The 15,082-nt window shown below is 65.9% G+C and carries 17 protein-coding genes and 1 tRNA gene; 9 read left to right on the top strand and 9 right to left on the bottom strand.

Going from position 1 to position 15,082, the window contains the following annotated elements; all coding sequences use genetic code 11:
* Positions 1–82: 82 nt before the first annotated feature.
* The 5 genes from Q5H91_RS04320 to Q5H91_RS04300 form a co-directional block, all read right to left on the bottom strand.
* Entirely contained in the window at positions 83–433 is a 351-nt protein-coding gene (locus tag Q5H91_RS04320) for a DUF952 domain-containing protein (RefSeq protein ID WP_305171987.1), read from the bottom strand.
* On the bottom strand, positions 430–3,216 hold the full coding sequence (gene gyrA / locus Q5H91_RS04315) for a DNA gyrase subunit A (RefSeq protein WP_305171986.1): 2,787 nt from the start codon (positions 3,214–3,216) through the stop codon (positions 430–432). The genes Q5H91_RS04320 and gyrA overlap by 4 nt, the downstream gene beginning before the upstream one ends.
* Before the next feature lie 99 nt (positions 3,217–3,315).
* Positions 3,316–3,588: a hypothetical protein gene (locus Q5H91_RS04310; protein WP_305171985.1), complete on the bottom strand. Its 273-nt coding sequence runs from the start codon at positions 3,586–3,588 to the stop codon at positions 3,316–3,318.
* Positions 3,589–3,711: 123 nt separating this feature from the next.
* On the bottom strand, positions 3,712–4,392 hold the full coding sequence (locus tag Q5H91_RS04305) for an SDR family NAD(P)-dependent oxidoreductase (RefSeq protein WP_305171984.1): 681 nt from the start codon (positions 4,390–4,392) through the stop codon (positions 3,712–3,714).
* Positions 4,389–5,129, bottom strand: a complete 741-nt coding sequence (locus Q5H91_RS04300; protein WP_305171983.1) for a YaaA family protein — start codon at positions 5,127–5,129, stop codon at positions 4,389–4,391. Before Q5H91_RS04300 ends, Q5H91_RS04305 begins: the two co-directional genes overlap by 4 nt.
* 143 nt (positions 5,130–5,272) lie before the next feature.
* Here Q5H91_RS04300 and Q5H91_RS04295 point away from each other — a divergent pair, with 143 nt between their 5' ends.
* Positions 5,273–6,568 carry a hypothetical protein gene (locus tag Q5H91_RS04295; RefSeq protein ID WP_305171982.1) on the top strand — a complete coding sequence of 432 codons (1,296 nt, stop codon included), beginning with the start codon at positions 5,273–5,275 and terminating at the stop codon, positions 6,566–6,568.
* A gap of 57 nt (positions 6,569–6,625) precedes the next feature.
* Here Q5H91_RS04295 and Q5H91_RS04290 read toward each other — a convergent pair whose 3' ends face one another.
* Positions 6,626–7,093, bottom strand: coding sequence for an Lrp/AsnC family transcriptional regulator (locus tag Q5H91_RS04290; protein WP_305171981.1), 468 nt, complete (start codon positions 7,091–7,093; stop codon positions 6,626–6,628).
* Between the two features lie 186 nt (positions 7,094–7,279).
* Between Q5H91_RS04290 and Q5H91_RS04285 the strand changes: the two genes are divergently transcribed.
* Entirely contained in the window at positions 7,280–9,052 is a 1,773-nt protein-coding gene (locus Q5H91_RS04285) for a histidine kinase dimerization/phospho-acceptor domain-containing protein (protein ID WP_305171980.1), read from the top strand.
* Here Q5H91_RS04285 and Q5H91_RS04280 read toward each other — a convergent pair.
* The 3 genes from Q5H91_RS04280 to Q5H91_RS04270 form a co-directional block, all read right to left on the bottom strand.
* Complete coding sequence (locus tag Q5H91_RS04280) at positions 9,016–9,981, bottom strand: bile acid:sodium symporter family protein (RefSeq protein WP_370655235.1); 966 nt, start codon at positions 9,979–9,981, stop codon at positions 9,016–9,018. The genes Q5H91_RS04285 and Q5H91_RS04280 overlap by 37 nt on opposite strands.
* Positions 9,981–10,991 carry an adenosine deaminase gene (locus tag Q5H91_RS04275; protein ID WP_305171978.1) on the bottom strand — a complete coding sequence of 337 codons (1,011 nt, stop codon included), beginning with the start codon at positions 10,989–10,991 and terminating at the stop codon, positions 9,981–9,983. Before Q5H91_RS04275 ends, Q5H91_RS04280 begins: the two co-directional genes overlap by 1 nt.
* A 49-nt stretch (positions 10,992–11,040) precedes the next feature.
* Positions 11,041–11,117, bottom strand: a tRNA-Pro gene (locus tag Q5H91_RS04270).
* A gap of 138 nt (positions 11,118–11,255) precedes the next feature.
* Here Q5H91_RS04270 and Q5H91_RS04265 point away from each other — a divergent pair.
* The 7 genes from Q5H91_RS04265 to Q5H91_RS04235 all read left to right on the top strand — a co-directional run bounded on the left by Q5H91_RS04265 (position 11,256) and on the right by Q5H91_RS04235 (position 15,082).
* Positions 11,256–12,050, top strand: coding sequence for a class I SAM-dependent methyltransferase (locus Q5H91_RS04265; RefSeq protein ID WP_305171977.1), 795 nt, complete (start codon positions 11,256–11,258; stop codon positions 12,048–12,050).
* Positions 12,051–12,138: 88 nt separating this feature from the next.
* Positions 12,139–12,288 (top strand): sporulation inhibitor A family protein, encoded by a 150-nt coding sequence (locus Q5H91_RS04260; RefSeq protein ID WP_305171976.1) that lies wholly within the window; start codon positions 12,139–12,141, stop codon positions 12,286–12,288.
* On the top strand, positions 12,288–12,935 hold the full coding sequence (locus Q5H91_RS04255; protein WP_305171975.1) for an SOS response-associated peptidase family protein: 648 nt from the start codon (positions 12,288–12,290) through the stop codon (positions 12,933–12,935). Before Q5H91_RS04260 ends, Q5H91_RS04255 begins: the two co-directional genes overlap by 1 nt.
* Before the next feature lie 4 nt (positions 12,936–12,939).
* Positions 12,940–13,806 carry a hypothetical protein gene (locus Q5H91_RS04250; RefSeq protein ID WP_305171974.1) on the top strand — a complete coding sequence of 289 codons (867 nt, stop codon included), beginning with the start codon at positions 12,940–12,942 and terminating at the stop codon, positions 13,804–13,806.
* Positions 13,807–14,065: 259 nt separating this feature from the next.
* On the top strand, positions 14,066–14,344 hold the full coding sequence (locus Q5H91_RS04245; RefSeq protein WP_305171973.1) for a hypothetical protein: 279 nt from the start codon (positions 14,066–14,068) through the stop codon (positions 14,342–14,344).
* Positions 14,345–14,346: 2 nt separating this feature from the next.
* Complete coding sequence (locus Q5H91_RS04240; protein ID WP_305171972.1) at positions 14,347–14,649, top strand: hypothetical protein; 303 nt, start codon at positions 14,347–14,349, stop codon at positions 14,647–14,649.
* Positions 14,650–14,896: 247 nt separating this feature from the next.
* On the top strand, positions 14,897–15,082 hold the full coding sequence (locus Q5H91_RS04235; protein WP_305171971.1) for a helix-turn-helix transcriptional regulator: 186 nt from the start codon (positions 14,897–14,899) through the stop codon (positions 15,080–15,082).

Below are 15,082 nucleotides of genomic sequence, written 5' to 3'. Positions count from 1 at the left end.
GAAGCCAACGACCCTGAAAGAGCCATGCAGGATTAAAGCGTGGCACCCGGGTTGGTTGCAAGCGTTACCGTCTGCCCCCAGCCTATCCCGCGACCGGCAGCCGCACGCGCCCGTCCTCGTCACGCTTCAGCGGGCCGTACGCGACCAGCGTCTCCAGCAGCAGGGGTTCGTAGAGGTGCGGGAAGAGCTGCCCGCCGCGGCTATCCTCCCACTTCACCGTACGGAACGCGGTGAGGTCGACGGCGGCCACCCACAGGTCGGCTTGCCCTGCGAAATGCCTGTCGACCGTCTCGGTCAGCTGCTCGGCGGTGGACAGGTGGATATAGCCATCGGCCAGGTCGACCGGCGCGCCGGCGAAGCGCCCCTCCGCCTCCAGCTTCGCCATCTGGTCGGCGGTCAGCACCTTGTACGCGGTCTGCGGGTGGGTGGTCATTCGTCATCCTCCTCCTCGACCGTCTCGTCCATCGTCTGCGGGCCGGTGCCGTCGTCGACCGACAGCGTGGCGGCGGTATCGGCGGCGGGCGTCTCGGCCAGCTCGGCGGCGACCAGCGCCTCGGCCTCGTTCTCGGGCTCTTCCTCCTCGTCGATCTTGGCGGCGGAGACGACGTGCTCGTTCTTGGCGACGCTGAACAGCGTAACCCCTTGCGTGTTGCGCCCGGTGACGCGGACGTCGCCGACCGACATGCGGATCAGCTTGGCCTGGTCGGTGACCAGCATCAGCTGCTCGCCCGAATGCGCCGGGAAGCTGGCGACGACCGGCCCGTTGCGCCCGGCCGAGACGATGTTGGTGATGCCCTGACCGCCGCGGTTGGTGCGGCGATACTCGTAGGCGGACGTACGCTTGCCATATCCGTTGGCGGTGACGGTGAGGATGAACTCCTCCGCCGCCTCGAACTCCGCCATCCGCTCCGGCGCCAGCGTCACCTCGCGCTCGCCCTCCTTCCAGGGGGCGGCCTTTAGATACTGGTCGCGCTCCTCGGTGGTCGCCGCGAAGCCACGCAGGATCGACAGCGAGATGACCGCATCGTCCTGCATCAGCGTGACGCCGCGCACGCCGGTGGAGGTGCGGCTCTGGAACTCGCGCACGTCCGTCGCGGCAAAGCGGATCGCCCGGCCGAGGCGGGTGGCGAGCAGCACGTCGTCGGTTTCGGTCAGCAATGCGACGCCGATCAGCTTGTCGGTCGATTCGTCGTCGAAGCGCATCGCCAGCTTGCCGTTGGACGGGATGTTGGCGAACGCGTCCATGCTGTTGCGCCGCACCGTGCCGTTGGCGGTCGCGAACATGACGTGCAGGTCGCCCCAGCGGCCCTCGTCCTCGGGCAGCGGCAGGACGGTCGAGATCGTCTCGCCCGGACCCAGCGGCAACAGATTGACCATCGGCCGCCCGCGCGTGGCCGGCCCGCCTTCCGGCAGGCGCCAGACCTTCATCCGGTACACCTTGCCCGCGGTCGAGAAGAACAGGACCGGCGTGTGCGTGCTGGTCACGAACAGGCTGGTGATCGCATCCTCGTCCTTGGTCGCCATGCCGGCGCGGCCCTTGCCGCCGCGCTTCTGCGCGCGGAACGCGTCGAGGGGCGTGCGCTTTATATAGCCCTCGACCGTGACGGTCACGACCATGTCCTCGCGCTCGATCAGGTCCTCGTCGTCGATCCCGCCGCTGAAGTTGACGATCTCGGTCCGGCGCGGGGTCGCGGCCTGGTCGCGGATCGCCTGAAGCTCGCCGCGCAGCACCTCGTAGAGCTTCACGCGATTGGCGAGGATCTCGAGCAGCTCGGCGATCGAATCGGCCAGCGTCTTCAGCTCGTCGCCGATCTCGTCGCGGCCGAGCGCGGTCAGGCGGTGGAGCCGCAGGTCCAGGATCGCGCGGACCTGCGCGTCGGACAGGCGATAGACGTCCCCCGTGGCCGCGTCGTCTACCGCCTCGACCAGCGCCAGATAGGGCGCGATCTCGGCGACCGGCCATTCGCGCGCGAGCAGCGCCATGCGCGCGGCGACCGGGCTGGAGGATCCGCGGATGATGCGGACGACCTCGTCCAGGTTGGTCACGGCGATGACGAGGCCGAGCAACAGGTGCGCCCGCTCGCGCGCCTTGTTCAGTTCGAACTTCGAGCGGCGGGTGATGACCTGCTCGCGGAACTGGATGAACGCCTCGATGATGTCGCGCAGGTTCAGGAGTTCGGGCCGACCACCGCGGATCGCGAGCATGTTGGCCGGGAACGACCCTTGCGCCGGCGTGTGCCGCCACAACTGGTTCAGCACGACTTCGGGAGTCGCATCCCGCTTCAGGTCGATGACGATCCGCACGCCTTCGCGGTTCGATTCGTCGCGAATGTCGCTGACGCCCTCGATCCGCTTTTCCTTGGCGGCGTCGGCGATCTTCTCGACCAGCGCGTTCTTGCCCTGCTGGAACGGGATCTCGGTCAGCACGATCGACTGGCGGTCGCCGCGATGGTTCTCGATCGTGTGGCGCGAACGCACGATGATCGATCCGCGGCCGGTGGCATAGGCAGAGCGCGCGCCGGCACGGCCGAGGATGATCGCGCCGGTCGGGAAGTCCGGCCCCGGCACGATCTCGGTCAGCTCCTCCGCGGTGATCGCGCCGTTATCGAGATAGGCGAAGCACGCGTCGATCACCTCGCCCAGATTGTGCGGCGGGATGTTGGTCGCCATGCCGACCGCGATGCCACCGGCGCCGTTGACCAGCAGGTTCGGGAACTGCGCGGGCAGCACCTGCGGCTCGCGCTCCGACCCGTCGTAATTGGGGGTGAAGTCGACCGTGTCCTTGTCGAGCCCGTCGAGCAGCGCATTCGCCACCTTTGCCAGCCGCGCCTCGGTATAGCGCATCGCGGCGGGCGGATCGGGGTCCATCGATCCGAAATTACCCTGGCCGTCGATCAGCGGCAGCCGCATCGACCAGTCCTGCGCCATGCGCGCCAACGCGTCATAGATCGCACTGTCGCCGTGCGGGTGATACTTACCCATCACGTCGCCGACGATGCGGGCCGACTTGCGGTACGGCCGCCCCGCGACGAAGCCGCTCTCATAGGCCGAATAGAGGATGCGGCGATGCACCGGCTTCAGTCCGTCGCGCACGTCGGGCAGCGCGCGCGCGACGATCACGCTCATCGCATAGTCGAGATAGCTCGACTTCATCTCGTCGACGATCGAGATCGTCGAAATGTCTGAGGGTTCGGCGAGCAGCGTCTCGTCGGCCAATGTCGTCTTCCGGATCGTTACAGGGGTGTTGCAGCGACCCTAGGCGTTCCGACGCTCCATGTCACGCGCGCGTACGGGGGTGTACGCGCGCGTGAAGGGTCATTTGCAGGCCTGCTTGCTGGCGTTGCCGGGCAGCGCGCAATTGTAGGTGACGGTCTTGCCGTTGGCGAGCTTGGCCGTGACCATGCGCGCCTTGCCGGCGGGAGCGTTGGTGGTCGTGCGGGTGCTCGTCACGCGGGTGGCCGTGGTGTGCTTCACCGCGGTGGCCTTGGCGGCCGGCTTGGCAGGCGTGGTCTGTGCGGTGGCGAAGGCTGCGCTTGCCGAGAACAGGGCGGCGGCAGCGAGGATGGCGGCAGGTGCGGTCTTGGTCATGTCATCGATCCTTCGTGGAAGGAGAGGAAAGGTGCCGCGCCGGGTGGGAGAGGTCCGGCAGCGGCGAACTCCGTAATGGCGCCGCGCCGGTGGCCGGGCGGTGGCCGGAACATGACATTTCGGTCAGGGAGTGATCTCTGCCCCGTCCCACGCGAACAGCTTGCCGCTGTCGGGCGCCTTCAGCCCGTCGATGACGTCGAGCAGCTGTACCGCGGCGCGGTCCGGCGCGAACAGCTGGTCGGCGCGGACATTGCCGCTGAACGGCTTCGACAGATCGGTGTCGACGGTGCCGGGATGCAGGCCGACGACGATGCCGCGGTCGTTGCGACGCTTGTCCTCGATCGCCAGCGTGCGGATCAGCTGGTTCAGCGCCGCCTTGGCCGCGCGATAGCCGTACCAGCCGCCCAGCCGATTGTCGCCGATGCTGCCGACCCGCGCCGAGAGCACCGCGAAGACTGCGCGGCCGGTCTTGGGCATGCGTGGCAGGAAATGCTTGGCGACCAGTGCGGGGCCGATCGCGTTGACGGCATATTGCCGCGCCATCCAGGCGGCATCGAGCGCGGCCATGCTCTTTTCCGGAACCAGTCCGTCGTGGTGGAGCAGGCCGGTAGCGACCACGACCAGGTCGGGCGCGCCGGTGAGCGATGCGGCCGCCGCGGCGATCGTCTCCTCCCGTTCCAGATCGAGGTGATCGGCGCCGGCAAAGGAGCGCGCGAAGCTGCGCGCCGCCACGTCCTCTTCGGCGAGCGCGCAGACCAGCGCCGCGCCGATCCCGCCCGATGCGCCGATGACGACCGCGCTCATCGCGCGAACCGCCAGCGATCGTAATCGCTATCGCCGGCGACGAAGCGATATCCGTCGCTGTCGAAGCCGCGCATGTCGTCGACCGTCTCGATCCGGTACTCGACCATCCAGCGCGCCATCATCCCGCGCGCCTTCTTGGCATGGAAGCTGACGAAGCGGTCGCCGTCGCGGAAGTCGATGGCGACGGTGCGGACGCCGGCGGGCAGACGCCCGTCGACCGCCGCCCAATATTCCTGGCTGGCGAGGTTCAGCACGGTGCCGGACCCCTCCGCCTCGACGTCGGCGGCGAGCAGCGCGGCGATCCGGTCGCCCCACCAGTCGGTCAGCTTGTCGCGCCGGGGCGCCCAGTGCGTCCCCATCTCCAGCCGATAGGGTCGCATCGCGTCGAGCGGGCGGAGCAGGCCGTACAGGCCCGAGAGCATGCGCAGATGGTCTTGCGCGAACGGCAGTGCCGCCTCGTCGAGCGAACCTGCGTCGAGACCGGTATAGACGTCCCCGGCAAAGGCGAACATCGCCGGCCGCTCCGGCGCCGCGTCGAAGTCGCGGAACCGGTCGGCGTTCAGCTTGGCGAGGGCGGGCGAGATCTTCATCAGCTCGCGCAGCCGCTTCTGCGGCAGGCGCGCGGCCGAGCGGGCCAGTGCCGCCGCCTCGTCCGCCAGTCGCGGCCGGGTGGGCGAGAGGGGCGGCAGCGGCGTTTCATAGTCCAGCGTCTTGGCAGGCGAGATGACGGCGATCATGTCTGCGCGGGTAGCGGCCCGCGCCCGCGCGTTCAATCGGCGTTCAGCGCATGGTCGCCACGGAACCAAGATGCTTTCCCTCGCTTGAAGCGCCGACCCCCGGCCGATAGAGCGGCCGACAGCTCACAGGAGAGTTCGCCCCCATGAAGACCCTTTCTAAGTTCGCGCTGGCACTGGCCCTGTCGACCAGCATCGGTGGCCTGACCCTTGTTCCGCCTGCCTTCGCCAAGGAGAAGAAGCAGGAGGCGACCGGCCCCAAGATGAGCCCGGAGGCGCTGAAGGCGGCACAGGCGGCGCAGACCGCGCTCAATGCCAAGGATCTGGCGACCGCCGAGCCGGCGATCGTGCAGTTGGAGGGATTGGCCAAGAACGACGACGAGAAGTATTTCGCCGCCGTCTTCCGCTACAATCTCGAGCAGCAGAAGATCCAGGCGGCACGTGCCGCCAACCCCAATGCACCCATCAACGAGACGGTGCTGGCCAGCCCGCTCGACGCGCTGATCGCCAGCCCGGTGACCAAGCAGGAAGACAAGGCGAAGTTCGCCTACCAGCGTGGCATCCTCGCCTATAACGGCAAGCAGTTCCCGGTCGCGATCCAGTATCTGAACCAGGCCAAGCAGTTGGGCTACAACGACCCCAACCTGTCGCTGCAGCTGGCACAGGCGAAGGTCGGCGGCGGCGATGCGGCGGGCGGACTCGCCGATCTCGACGCGTCGGTGCAGGCATCGATCGCGGCGGGGCAGAAGCCCAGCGAGGACATTTTCCGCTACGGCATCTCGCGTGCCAATGCCGCCAAGCTCGGCCCGCAGACGATGAACTGGATGCAGCGCTACATCGTCGCCTATCCGACCCGCAAGAACTGGCGCGACGTGGTCGTGACCTATGGCCTGGCCGGCAATTCCGTCGCCAAGCTGGACGATGCGCAGAAGATCGACCTGTTCCGCCTGCTGCGCGCTACCGGCTCGCTCGCCGACCAGAACGACTATCTGGAATATGCCGACGATGTGCAGCGCCGCGGCTTGCCGGCCGAGGCGCAGGCGGTCATCAAGGAAGGCCAGGCCGCTGGCAAGGTCCCGGCCGGCAACACGCTGGCCAAGCAGATCGCGACCGATGCCGCGACGGCCCTGAAGGCCGAAGGCTCGCTGGCGCCGCTGGCGACCAAGGCCAAGGCTTCGGCTGACGGCAAGCTGGCCCGCGGCACCGCCGATGCCTATCTGGGCGCGGGCGAATATGCCCCGGCGATCGAGCTGTACCGCGTCGCCTTGCAAAAGGGTGGCGTCGATGCGGACGAGGTGAACACCCATCTGGGCATCGCGCTCGCCCGCTCGGGCGACAAGGCGGGTGCGAAGACGGCGTTCGACGCGGTCAAGGGCACGCCGCGGGCCGGCATTGCCAGCCTGTGGAATGCCTATCTCGAGGCACCGGCGCCGACCGCCTGATCGGCGGTTCGGCACGGGCGGCAGGGTGGCATAGACGTCGCCCTGCCGCCGACGCCGTCAATCGGCGGTGATCGGGATGCCCGATACCGCCTTGGCGGTGCGGATGGTGAGGGATGTCTTGACGCTGGCCACATTGGGGGCGGGCGTCAGGTGCGTCGTCAGGATCTCTTGGAAACTCTTCAGGTCCGACGCGACGATCTTGAGGATGAAGTCGATCTCGCCGTTCAGCATATGACACTCGCGCACCTCCGGGATGGCGGCGACATGGTTCTCGAACGCGGCGAGGTCGCGTTCGGCCTGGCTTCGCAGCGACACCATCGCGAACACGGTGATCGGATAGCCAAGCCGCGACGCGTCGAGATCGGCGTGATAGCCGCGAATGGCGCCGTTTTCCTCCAGTGCCCGTACACGGCGCAGGCAGGGAGGGGCCGTCAGCCCGACACGTTCGGCCAGATCGACGTTCGTCATGCGGCCGTCGTCCTGCAGCAGGGATAGGATTTGCCGGTCGATCCGGTCGATCGCCATAGTAAGAAGCTCTCCCAGCGTTGCGTAAATTCGCGCAACTCCTGCAACCTATAAGATAATTACACGCTAACGCAATTGTCCCACAACGTTACATCCCAAAATAGGCCGCGTTCGGCCGCCATTCGACGGGTTAACCCGGCGTTGCGATCCGCTATGCATCGGCAGCGATAGGGGGAACCGGTTAGCGTGCGTTTCGATGATAGCCTCAGGACGGTGCTGTCGGCCGACCAGGGTCCCGGTTACGGGGCCCAGTCGGCGTGGCGGCAGATCGTCGATCTGCTGGGGCGCGGACGCATTCCGGTCGACGCGGTGGACGAGGCGATGGCGCGTCTGCGCGACCTGCGCGATCGGGTGCCGGTACAGGTCCGCGCGGCGAGCGGTCGGGCCCTGGCCTTTGCCAGGCCACCCGCGGCGCTGGTCGCCTTCTTCGCTACCGACACGCTCGCCATCGCCGCCCCGGTACTGCGCACCGCGACCCTCGACGAGGCGGCCTGGCTCGACCTGCTCGGCGCCCTGACCCCTGCCACGCGCTCGGTCGTGCGCCAGCGGCGGGACCTGCCGGCCGGCGTCGTCCGCGCGCTGGAGAGTTTCGGTGCCACCGATTTTGCCCTCAGCGATGCCAGTGCCGGGGCGGCGACGGTCGAGGAGCCTGCCGCGGCGCCGGCCGACGAAGCCGAACCCGCGCCAATCCAGCCGATCGTCCTGGTCCCTGACGCACCGCTGTCACCGACGCCCTTCGTGGCGCTGGGCGAGGTCGCGCGCGGCCTGCCGGTCGTCGCCGAGGCGCTGCGCCGCGCGGACGAGGAGCCGGCCACGCCATCCGAGCCGCCCCGTTACGAGATCGCCGACCTGGTCGCCCGGATCGAGGCGTTCAACCGCGACCGCGAGGATCAGCCTGCCACCACGCCGCCCGCGCCGATCGAGGCGGGCTTCCGCTTCGAAACCGACGTCACCGGCACGATCCGCTGGGTCGAGGGCGTGGCCCGTGCCGCGCTGGTCGGCGTGTCGATCGCGCGGCCGGGCATCCACGGCGTCGTCCGCATCGACGCGGGCGTCGCCGCCGCCTTCCACCGGCGCGGTGCGTTCTGCGACCTCCGGCTCGAGGTGGAGGGCCTGTCCGACGCGGCCGGATCATGGCGGATCGCCGGCACACCGATCTTCGAGCCCGCGAGCGGCCGCTTCACCGGCTTCCACGGCGCGGGACGCCGGCCGCTGCGCCATGAAAGTGCCGCGCCGCTGGGTCCGCGCTCGACCATGTCGGAGGGGCTGCGCCAGCTCGTCCATGAATTGCGCACCCCAGCGAACGCGGTCGCCGGTTTCGCCGAGCTGATCGAGACCGAACTGCTCGGTCCAGTCGCGGACGCCTATCGCCAGCGGGCGAGCGCGATCCGCTCGCAGGCGTCGGGATTGCTGACCGCGATCGACGATCTCGACACCGCCGCCCGGATCGAGGGGCAGGCGCTGGAGCTGCGGCCCGGCGCGGTTCCGCTCGGCGATCTGGCGGCGCGGCTCGCGACCGACCTCGCTCCGCTTGCCCGCCAGCGCGGGGCGACACTGACCCTCTCGGGCGAAGAGGCGGTCGCAGCGACCGACGATCGCGCCGCCGAGCGGCTGATGGCCCGGCTGCTCGCCACCCTGGTATCGGCGGCGAGCGCGGGCGAGCGGATCGGTATCACCGTCCACCCCAGCGGCGAGCACGCCATCGTCGCCTTCGACCGGCCTCGCGCGCTCGCCGACCTTTCGGGCGACGCGCTGTTCAGCCTGGACGGGATCGGGGAGGGGGAAGACGGCGCACCGCTGCTCGGCGCGGGCTTCACCCTGCGGCTGGTGCGCAACCTGGCGGTCGAACTGGGCGGCGCGCTCTCGATCGAGCCCGATCGGCTGGTGCTGCGTCTGCCCGCGCTGCGCGACCGCGCCGCGGATCACACACCGGGCGTGGCGCCGTCCCCGTCGGCATAGCGGCGCGCGATCACCGCGCACGCGATCAGCTGGATCTGGTGGAACAGCATCAGCGGCAGCAGGACGATGCCGACCTGCGCGGCGGGGAACAGCACGCCCGCCATCGGCACGCCCGCCGCCAGGCTCTTCTTCGACCCGCAGAATAGCAGCACGATCGCGTCCTCGCGCGCCAGACCCATCGCGCGCCCAGCGAGCTTGGTCGCGATCAGCACCGCCGCCAGCAGCAGCGAGCAGGCGAGCGCGACGGTCGCCAGGTCGGCCGGCGACACGCGGCGCCACAGCCCCTCGACCACTGCCGCACCGAACGCGGCATAGACGACGAGCAGGATCGACCCGCGATCGACCAGTCCGGTCAGCCCCTTGTGTCGGGTCAGCCACCCGGCGACCAGCGGCCGGGCGAGGTGTCCCGCGACGAACGGCACCAGCAGTTGCAGCACGATGCTCTCGACCGAGGAGAGCGAGACGCCCGGACCGCCGCTTCCCATCAGCAGCGCGACGAGCAGCGGCGTGACGACGATGCCGGCCAGGTTCGAGAAGGAGGCGCTGCATACCGACGCGGCGACATTGCCGCGGGCGATGGCGGTGAACGCGATCGAGGACTGCACCGTCGAGGGCAGCAGCGTCAGGAACAGCATTCCCGCCGCGACCGGTCCGGCCATCACCGTCGACAGCGCCACGCCCAGCAGCGGAAACAGCACGAAGGTCGTTGCCAGCACCGCCAGATGCAACCGCCAGTGGCGCGCGCCCAGCCAGATCGCCTCGCGCGACAGCTTCGCTCCGTGCAGGAAGAACAGCAGCACGATGCCCGCCGTCGCGAGATGCTCGACCCACCGTGCCGCCTCTCCCCGCGCCGGCAGCAGCGAGGCGAGCAGGACCGTACCGAGCAGCGCCAGGATGAACGGCTCGAACAGTCGCAGGAATCGCGCGATCACGCGGCGTCCCGCACGAAGGCGTCGAGGTGCGCCAGATGCCCCGCCAGCGCCTCGTCCGACAGGAAGGCGCTCAGGAAGCTGTTGCGCGCCAGCGTCACCACCTGCTCGCGGCTGAGCCCGCGCGCCTGCGCGACGGCGCGGAAATTCTCGGCGATATAGCCGCCGAAATAGGCCGGATCGTCGGAATGGACGGTGGCGCGGAGACCCCGGTCGAGCATCCGGTCGATCGGGTGATCTTCGATCCGCGCGACGTTGCGCAGTGCTACGTTCGACAGCGGGCAGACTGTCAGCGTCATCGCCTCCCGCGCCAGCCGCGCGACGAGGGCGGGGTCCTCCAGCGCGCGATTGCCATGGTCGATCCGGTCGACGCGCAGCACGTCCAGCGCCTCGTGGATGTAGGCGGGTGGCCCTTCCTCCCCGGCATGCGCACACAGCTTCAACCCGCGCTCCCGGCTCGCAGCGAACACACGCGCGAACTTGGCAGGCGGATGGCCGACCTCCGACGAGTCCAGGCCGACGCCGATAATCCGGTCCAGCCACGGTTCGGCCGCTTTCAGCGTTGCAAACGCATCCTCCTCGTCCAGATGGCGCAGATAGCTGAGGATCAGCTCGACGGTCATGCCATGCCGCTCGCGCGCCGTATCGATCGCGGCGAACAGCCCCTCGATCACGACCTGCATCGGAATGCCGCGATGGATATGGGTCTGGGGATCGAAGAAGATCTCGGCATGGACGACGCCGTCCGCCGCGGCGCGATCGAAATATGCCAAGGCAAGGTCGTGAAAATCGTCCTCGGTCCGCAGGACGTCGGCACCGGCATAATAGATATCGAGGAAGCTTTGCAGGTCGGTGAAGCGATAGGCGGCGCGGACCTGCTCCACCGAGCGGAACGGGATCGATACCCGGTTCCGCGCCGCCAGCGCGACCATCATCTCCGGCTCCAGCGTGCCTTCGATATGCAGGTGCAGCTCGGCCTTGGGGAGGCGGGCGAAAAAGTCGTCGGTCATGATCCGGCTCCCGGCAGCGAGGGGCAGGGACGCGGATCGATGCGAACGATGGTCGGGGAGACAGGATTCGAACCTGCGACCCTCTGGTCCCAAACCAGATGCGCTACCAGCCTGCGCCACTCCCCGATACGGGCACGCCCTAGGCCGGCTCTGGCCACTTGGCAAGGTACGGGGGAGAGTGCCGCTTTCCAATCGCGAGCCACCGGTAACGCTCGTTCGAAAATTTGGGCGTCGAGGCGGGAGCCTCGCTTTAGGACGTAAAATGTGGCTAAATCACATCAATCAAAGACTCTGGCCGGGGGGGCTCATGTGACTGAAGGCTATTATGACAATGGGCGGCCCGAGACGATCGACATGCTGGTCGAGCGTCCGGCCCGCGTGCTCGATATAGGGTGCGGACGGGGCGGGGTGACACGGGAATTGCAGCGACGCCATCCGGGTTTGGTCAGCGTGGGGATGGATGCCTTCTGCGACTCCTCCCACAACTATCGTACGACGTTCGACGAATTCCACCACGTAGACATAGAAGCGGCAGAGCTGCCGGTCGATCTGGCGACGTTCGACCTCGTCCTGCTGCTCGACGTGCTGGAGCATCTGCGTGATCCGCATTCCTTCTTCGAGCGGATGACCGCGCAGCTGAACTACGGGTGCTACATCCTCGTCTCCCTACCGAACTTCCACTATTATCCGAACTTGCTCAGGATAATTTGGTCCGGAAGATTCCAGTATCAATCGGAAGGGATCATGGACCGGACCCACCTGCGCTTCTTTGGTTATAAGGATGCGCGAGACATGCTTGCCAAGGATGTGAGCATCATCCGTTATATAGCGCATAATCCAATGGAAAGCCGAAAATCTCGCATCATCGGCCGAATATTTGGCGACCAGTATCGAGCGTACCAGAACCTCTTTCTGTGCCGAAAGGGTGAGTTGCCGTCAAGCGGAGCCCCATCGGGTGCAACTGCTGTCGGCAGCAGGGGCGTGGTGGGCCCGGCAGGAATGCCACAATCGAGCGCTCGCAACCGCTTAACAGGGCTAACTGCCCTTCCGCCCCGCTGAATTCCCCCTCGTGGCCTCTTCCGAATGGCTAACCTATTCCTACGCTGATCCGCTAGGAATCGGCGACGAAGCGGCATAGCTTACCGCCATGATCCAGTATCCGACCGATCCTGACCTGATCCGTGCACTGTCGGACGAACAGCTCCTGGAAGCATACGAGCGGACGACCGGCGCGGCGTGCGATGCAGAGGCCGACGCGCTCCTGGAAGAAATAAGGCGCCGGGAGCTTGACGTCTGATGTGCAATCGCGCGCGATTTAAGGGTGAGCCCGAGACGCTGTTCGGCTCGACCGGCAAGCTGTTCGGCGAGCGGCCGCGCGAGAACACGTTCAACCCGCAGGAGCTGCGGCCCAAGAGCCGCAACTACGTCATCCGCGAGCAGGATGGCGTCCGCGGCTGGGACGTGATGAGCTGGGACGTTCTGGGCGGGCAGGCGCCTTGGCCCATGACCAACGTCCGCAACTTGGGGCTGCCTCAGTGGCGCAGGCTAGCGGCCGAGCCGGCTAACCGCTGCCTGATCCCGCTGAGCGAGTTCTGCGAGTGGACGCCGAACAAACACGATCTGGGCGACGGCAAGCCCCCGCTGAAGGGCGAGATGTGGTTCGCGGTCGAGGACCAGCCGACCTTCGCGGTCGCCGGCTTCTGGCAGCACCTGAAGGAGGGATCGGGCTTCACGATGGTGACCTGCGATCCCAACGAGCTGGTGAAGCCGATCCATCCGAAGGCCATGATTACGATCCTAGCGCCTGAGGATCACGACCGCTGGTTGCAGGGCAGCTATGATGATGTGGTGAAGCTGCAGCGATCATATGACGCCAAGCGGATGCGCGTCCTCGGACCTGTGTTCCCGACGCGTCGGTCAGCTGATGGCCCCTTCGCAAGGTAGCTCGATGAACAATTACATGGCATCGAAAGACGCTCTGCTGAGTGCTCGCGCCAAACTAAATCGCGCTGATCAATTCTTAGTTGCGGCAGAGCATAGGCTCCGAGCGTTTTGTAACAGTAAGCCGTTTAAAATAGAATACGATGGGCGGTACAGGGATCACTACTGGTCAATACAGATTGATGAAAACATCCCAGTAGAAGTAATGTTGGAAATAGGTGATGCAATACATGCTTTGCGTTCGGCCTTGGATCATAGTGCTTTTGCGTTTTGGCTTTTGGACGGTAAGGGTACTGCAGAAAACAAACTGAATGAGAAAACAGTCTGCTTTCCAGTAGAGGACGCAGCGGAGAAATTTTTTGCCCGGGTTCAGCTTCTCGGCCTTAAGCCTGATGCACAGGCCGTATTTAACAGTTTCGGAGCTTATCTGGGTGGTCCCGGCGAAATGATTTGCGAACTTTCAGCATTAGACAATGCAGACAAGCACAGAATATTAATTCCTGCTAATATCCGCATTATCATAGATGGCCTTAAGCGCTCCTTTCGTGTGTCAGGTTGTGAGGAGACTACCGAAGATGTAGACACTATTACACTCAATGTAGAGAGTGGATACCAGTACGCCCATACTACGAACCGCATGGGACAGCCGATATTTGCTATTCACCACCTCAAGTCTCTGCCATCTCACTACGGAGGTAAAGTAGATTCATCTTTAGCAAAGATCAAAATAGAGGTGCAACTGACAAAGCATAAGGCGGAACCACTGTCCGAACATCCTTATACTGCCATTGAATCACTAGTTGTCATGACGCATTCGGTCCACGATGTCGTAAGAAAGTTGCAAGATGTTCTAGATGCACGCGTAAAAGTCTGAGTAGAAGGCTTAATCTACATCCTTAAGCCAGCCATCTAGTTGCTTCCGATAGTAAGTCATTAGGGGACTGGCGAGGTGCGAGGCCATGTTTTCGCCGTGGAGCCGTAATCCCGTGAGTTTTCAACGCCTCTTGCCCGATCCAAGGCTAAATCGGCACCTATGCAGATCAATGGCTTGCGGGGCAGGGGGCACGAAGGCCCGTCCGATCGGCCCTTGAAAAAGTAGAACATTGGTGGAACATGACGCGGAGGAATCTGCCATGCCGACGACCGCCAAACCTGCCCGCCATTACTCACCCTTCGGCCACAGGCCGCCAGCAGATCCGCGCGCTGCGCTGGCAGCGATCGTCGCGACGGGCCCCGACAGCTATGCCGAGCTATCGCGCATGCTGCGACGGCCTGATCACTACCTGCGCAGGTTCGTCGTAGAAGGTCACCCGCGCGCGCTCCGCGTCGACGAGCATGCCCGCCTCGCCGCTTTCTTCGGTCTGTCCGAGCGACAGCTCGGCATACGGGATCTCTGGCTGCCGCCAGCCTGACCGTGAGCTCGAAGACCTTTCACACGCTGCACGACTTCGTGCGGCACGGCATGAATATTCACCTGACCTGCGACAACCCGCCGTGCCCGCACACCGCCATTCTGGACGCCTTCATGGTCTGCCAGTGGGCGCGCCTGTGGCGCTGGCCAATGGCCATCGAGGCGGACGTCATGCGCCATTTCCGGTGCAGCAAGTGCGGCGCGCGGCGCCCACACCCCCGACCGACTGAGCAGGCAGTCACCCTGCTGAACTTCTTTCCCGACGAGCGAGGATGGAAGCGTCTTCAGCAGAGGATGAGAGGGTAAAAGATAAACCAGACATCATTTTCCGCTTGCGCGTCAATGATAACTGGCTTATCTATTCTCTTGTCAGACGGCGAGACTATCCCGGCACCGCCCGCTGACAGACCCGAAAGGAAAGTGAGATGAACCTCACAATCCGGCTTCGGATTTGGAAGGTGACCTTCACGGTCTCGATCCAAGCCTGAAGCCCCGCCCGCCGGTCTAGCCACCGGGGGGCGGATAGGGCCAAAATAGATGAGAGACGAAGGTCATGCAACCCGATCAGCTGAAGGCACTGCGGCAGGCGTCCGGGATGACGCAGGAGGCGTTCGCCGCCGCGATCGGCATGACGCGCGTGTCAATCGGACTGATGGAACGCGGCAAGGCTCCGATCGAGAGGCGGACCGCGCTGGCTGCCCGCTACCTCGCGGAGCATCCGGAGGCAGCGGGCGAATAG

It is taken from the genome of Sphingomonas aurea (assembly GCF_030678875.1).
In the GTDB taxonomy this organism is placed as follows: domain Bacteria; phylum Pseudomonadota; class Alphaproteobacteria; order Sphingomonadales; family Sphingomonadaceae; genus Sphingomonas; species Sphingomonas aurea.
This window is presented reverse-complemented; position numbering and strand designations above follow the sequence as displayed.

Coding starts and splice junctions, on each gene's coding strand:
- Q5H91_RS04320 (WP_305171987.1), bottom strand. CDS start 433: ATGACCACCCACCCGCAGACCGCGTACAAGGTGCTGACCGCCGACCAG.
- Q5H91_RS04310 (WP_305171985.1), bottom strand. CDS start 3,588: ATGACCAAGACCGCACCTGCCGCCATCCTCGCTGCCGCCGCCCTGTTC.
- Q5H91_RS04305 (WP_305171984.1), bottom strand. CDS start 4,392: ATGAGCGCGGTCGTCATCGGCGCATCGGGCGGGATCGGCGCGGCGCTG.
- Q5H91_RS04300 (WP_305171983.1), bottom strand. CDS start 5,129: ATGATCGCCGTCATCTCGCCTGCCAAGACGCTGGACTATGAAACGCCG.
- Q5H91_RS04295 (WP_305171982.1), top strand. CDS start 5,273: ATGAAGACCCTTTCTAAGTTCGCGCTGGCACTGGCCCTGTCGACCAGC.
- Q5H91_RS04290 (WP_305171981.1), bottom strand. CDS start 7,093: ATGGCGATCGACCGGATCGACCGGCAAATCCTATCCCTGCTGCAGGAC.
- Q5H91_RS04275 (WP_305171978.1), bottom strand. CDS start 10,991: ATGACCGACGACTTTTTCGCCCGCCTCCCCAAGGCCGAGCTGCACCTG.
- Q5H91_RS04260 (WP_305171976.1), top strand. CDS start 12,139: ATGATCCAGTATCCGACCGATCCTGACCTGATCCGTGCACTGTCGGAC.
- Q5H91_RS04255 (WP_305171975.1), top strand. CDS start 12,288: ATGTGCAATCGCGCGCGATTTAAGGGTGAGCCCGAGACGCTGTTCGGC.
- Q5H91_RS04250 (WP_305171974.1), top strand. CDS start 12,940: ATGAACAATTACATGGCATCGAAAGACGCTCTGCTGAGTGCTCGCGCC.
- Q5H91_RS04245 (WP_305171973.1), top strand. CDS start 14,066: ATGCCGACGACCGCCAAACCTGCCCGCCATTACTCACCCTTCGGCCAC.
- Q5H91_RS04235 (WP_305171971.1), top strand. CDS start 14,897: ATGCAACCCGATCAGCTGAAGGCACTGCGGCAGGCGTCCGGGATGACG.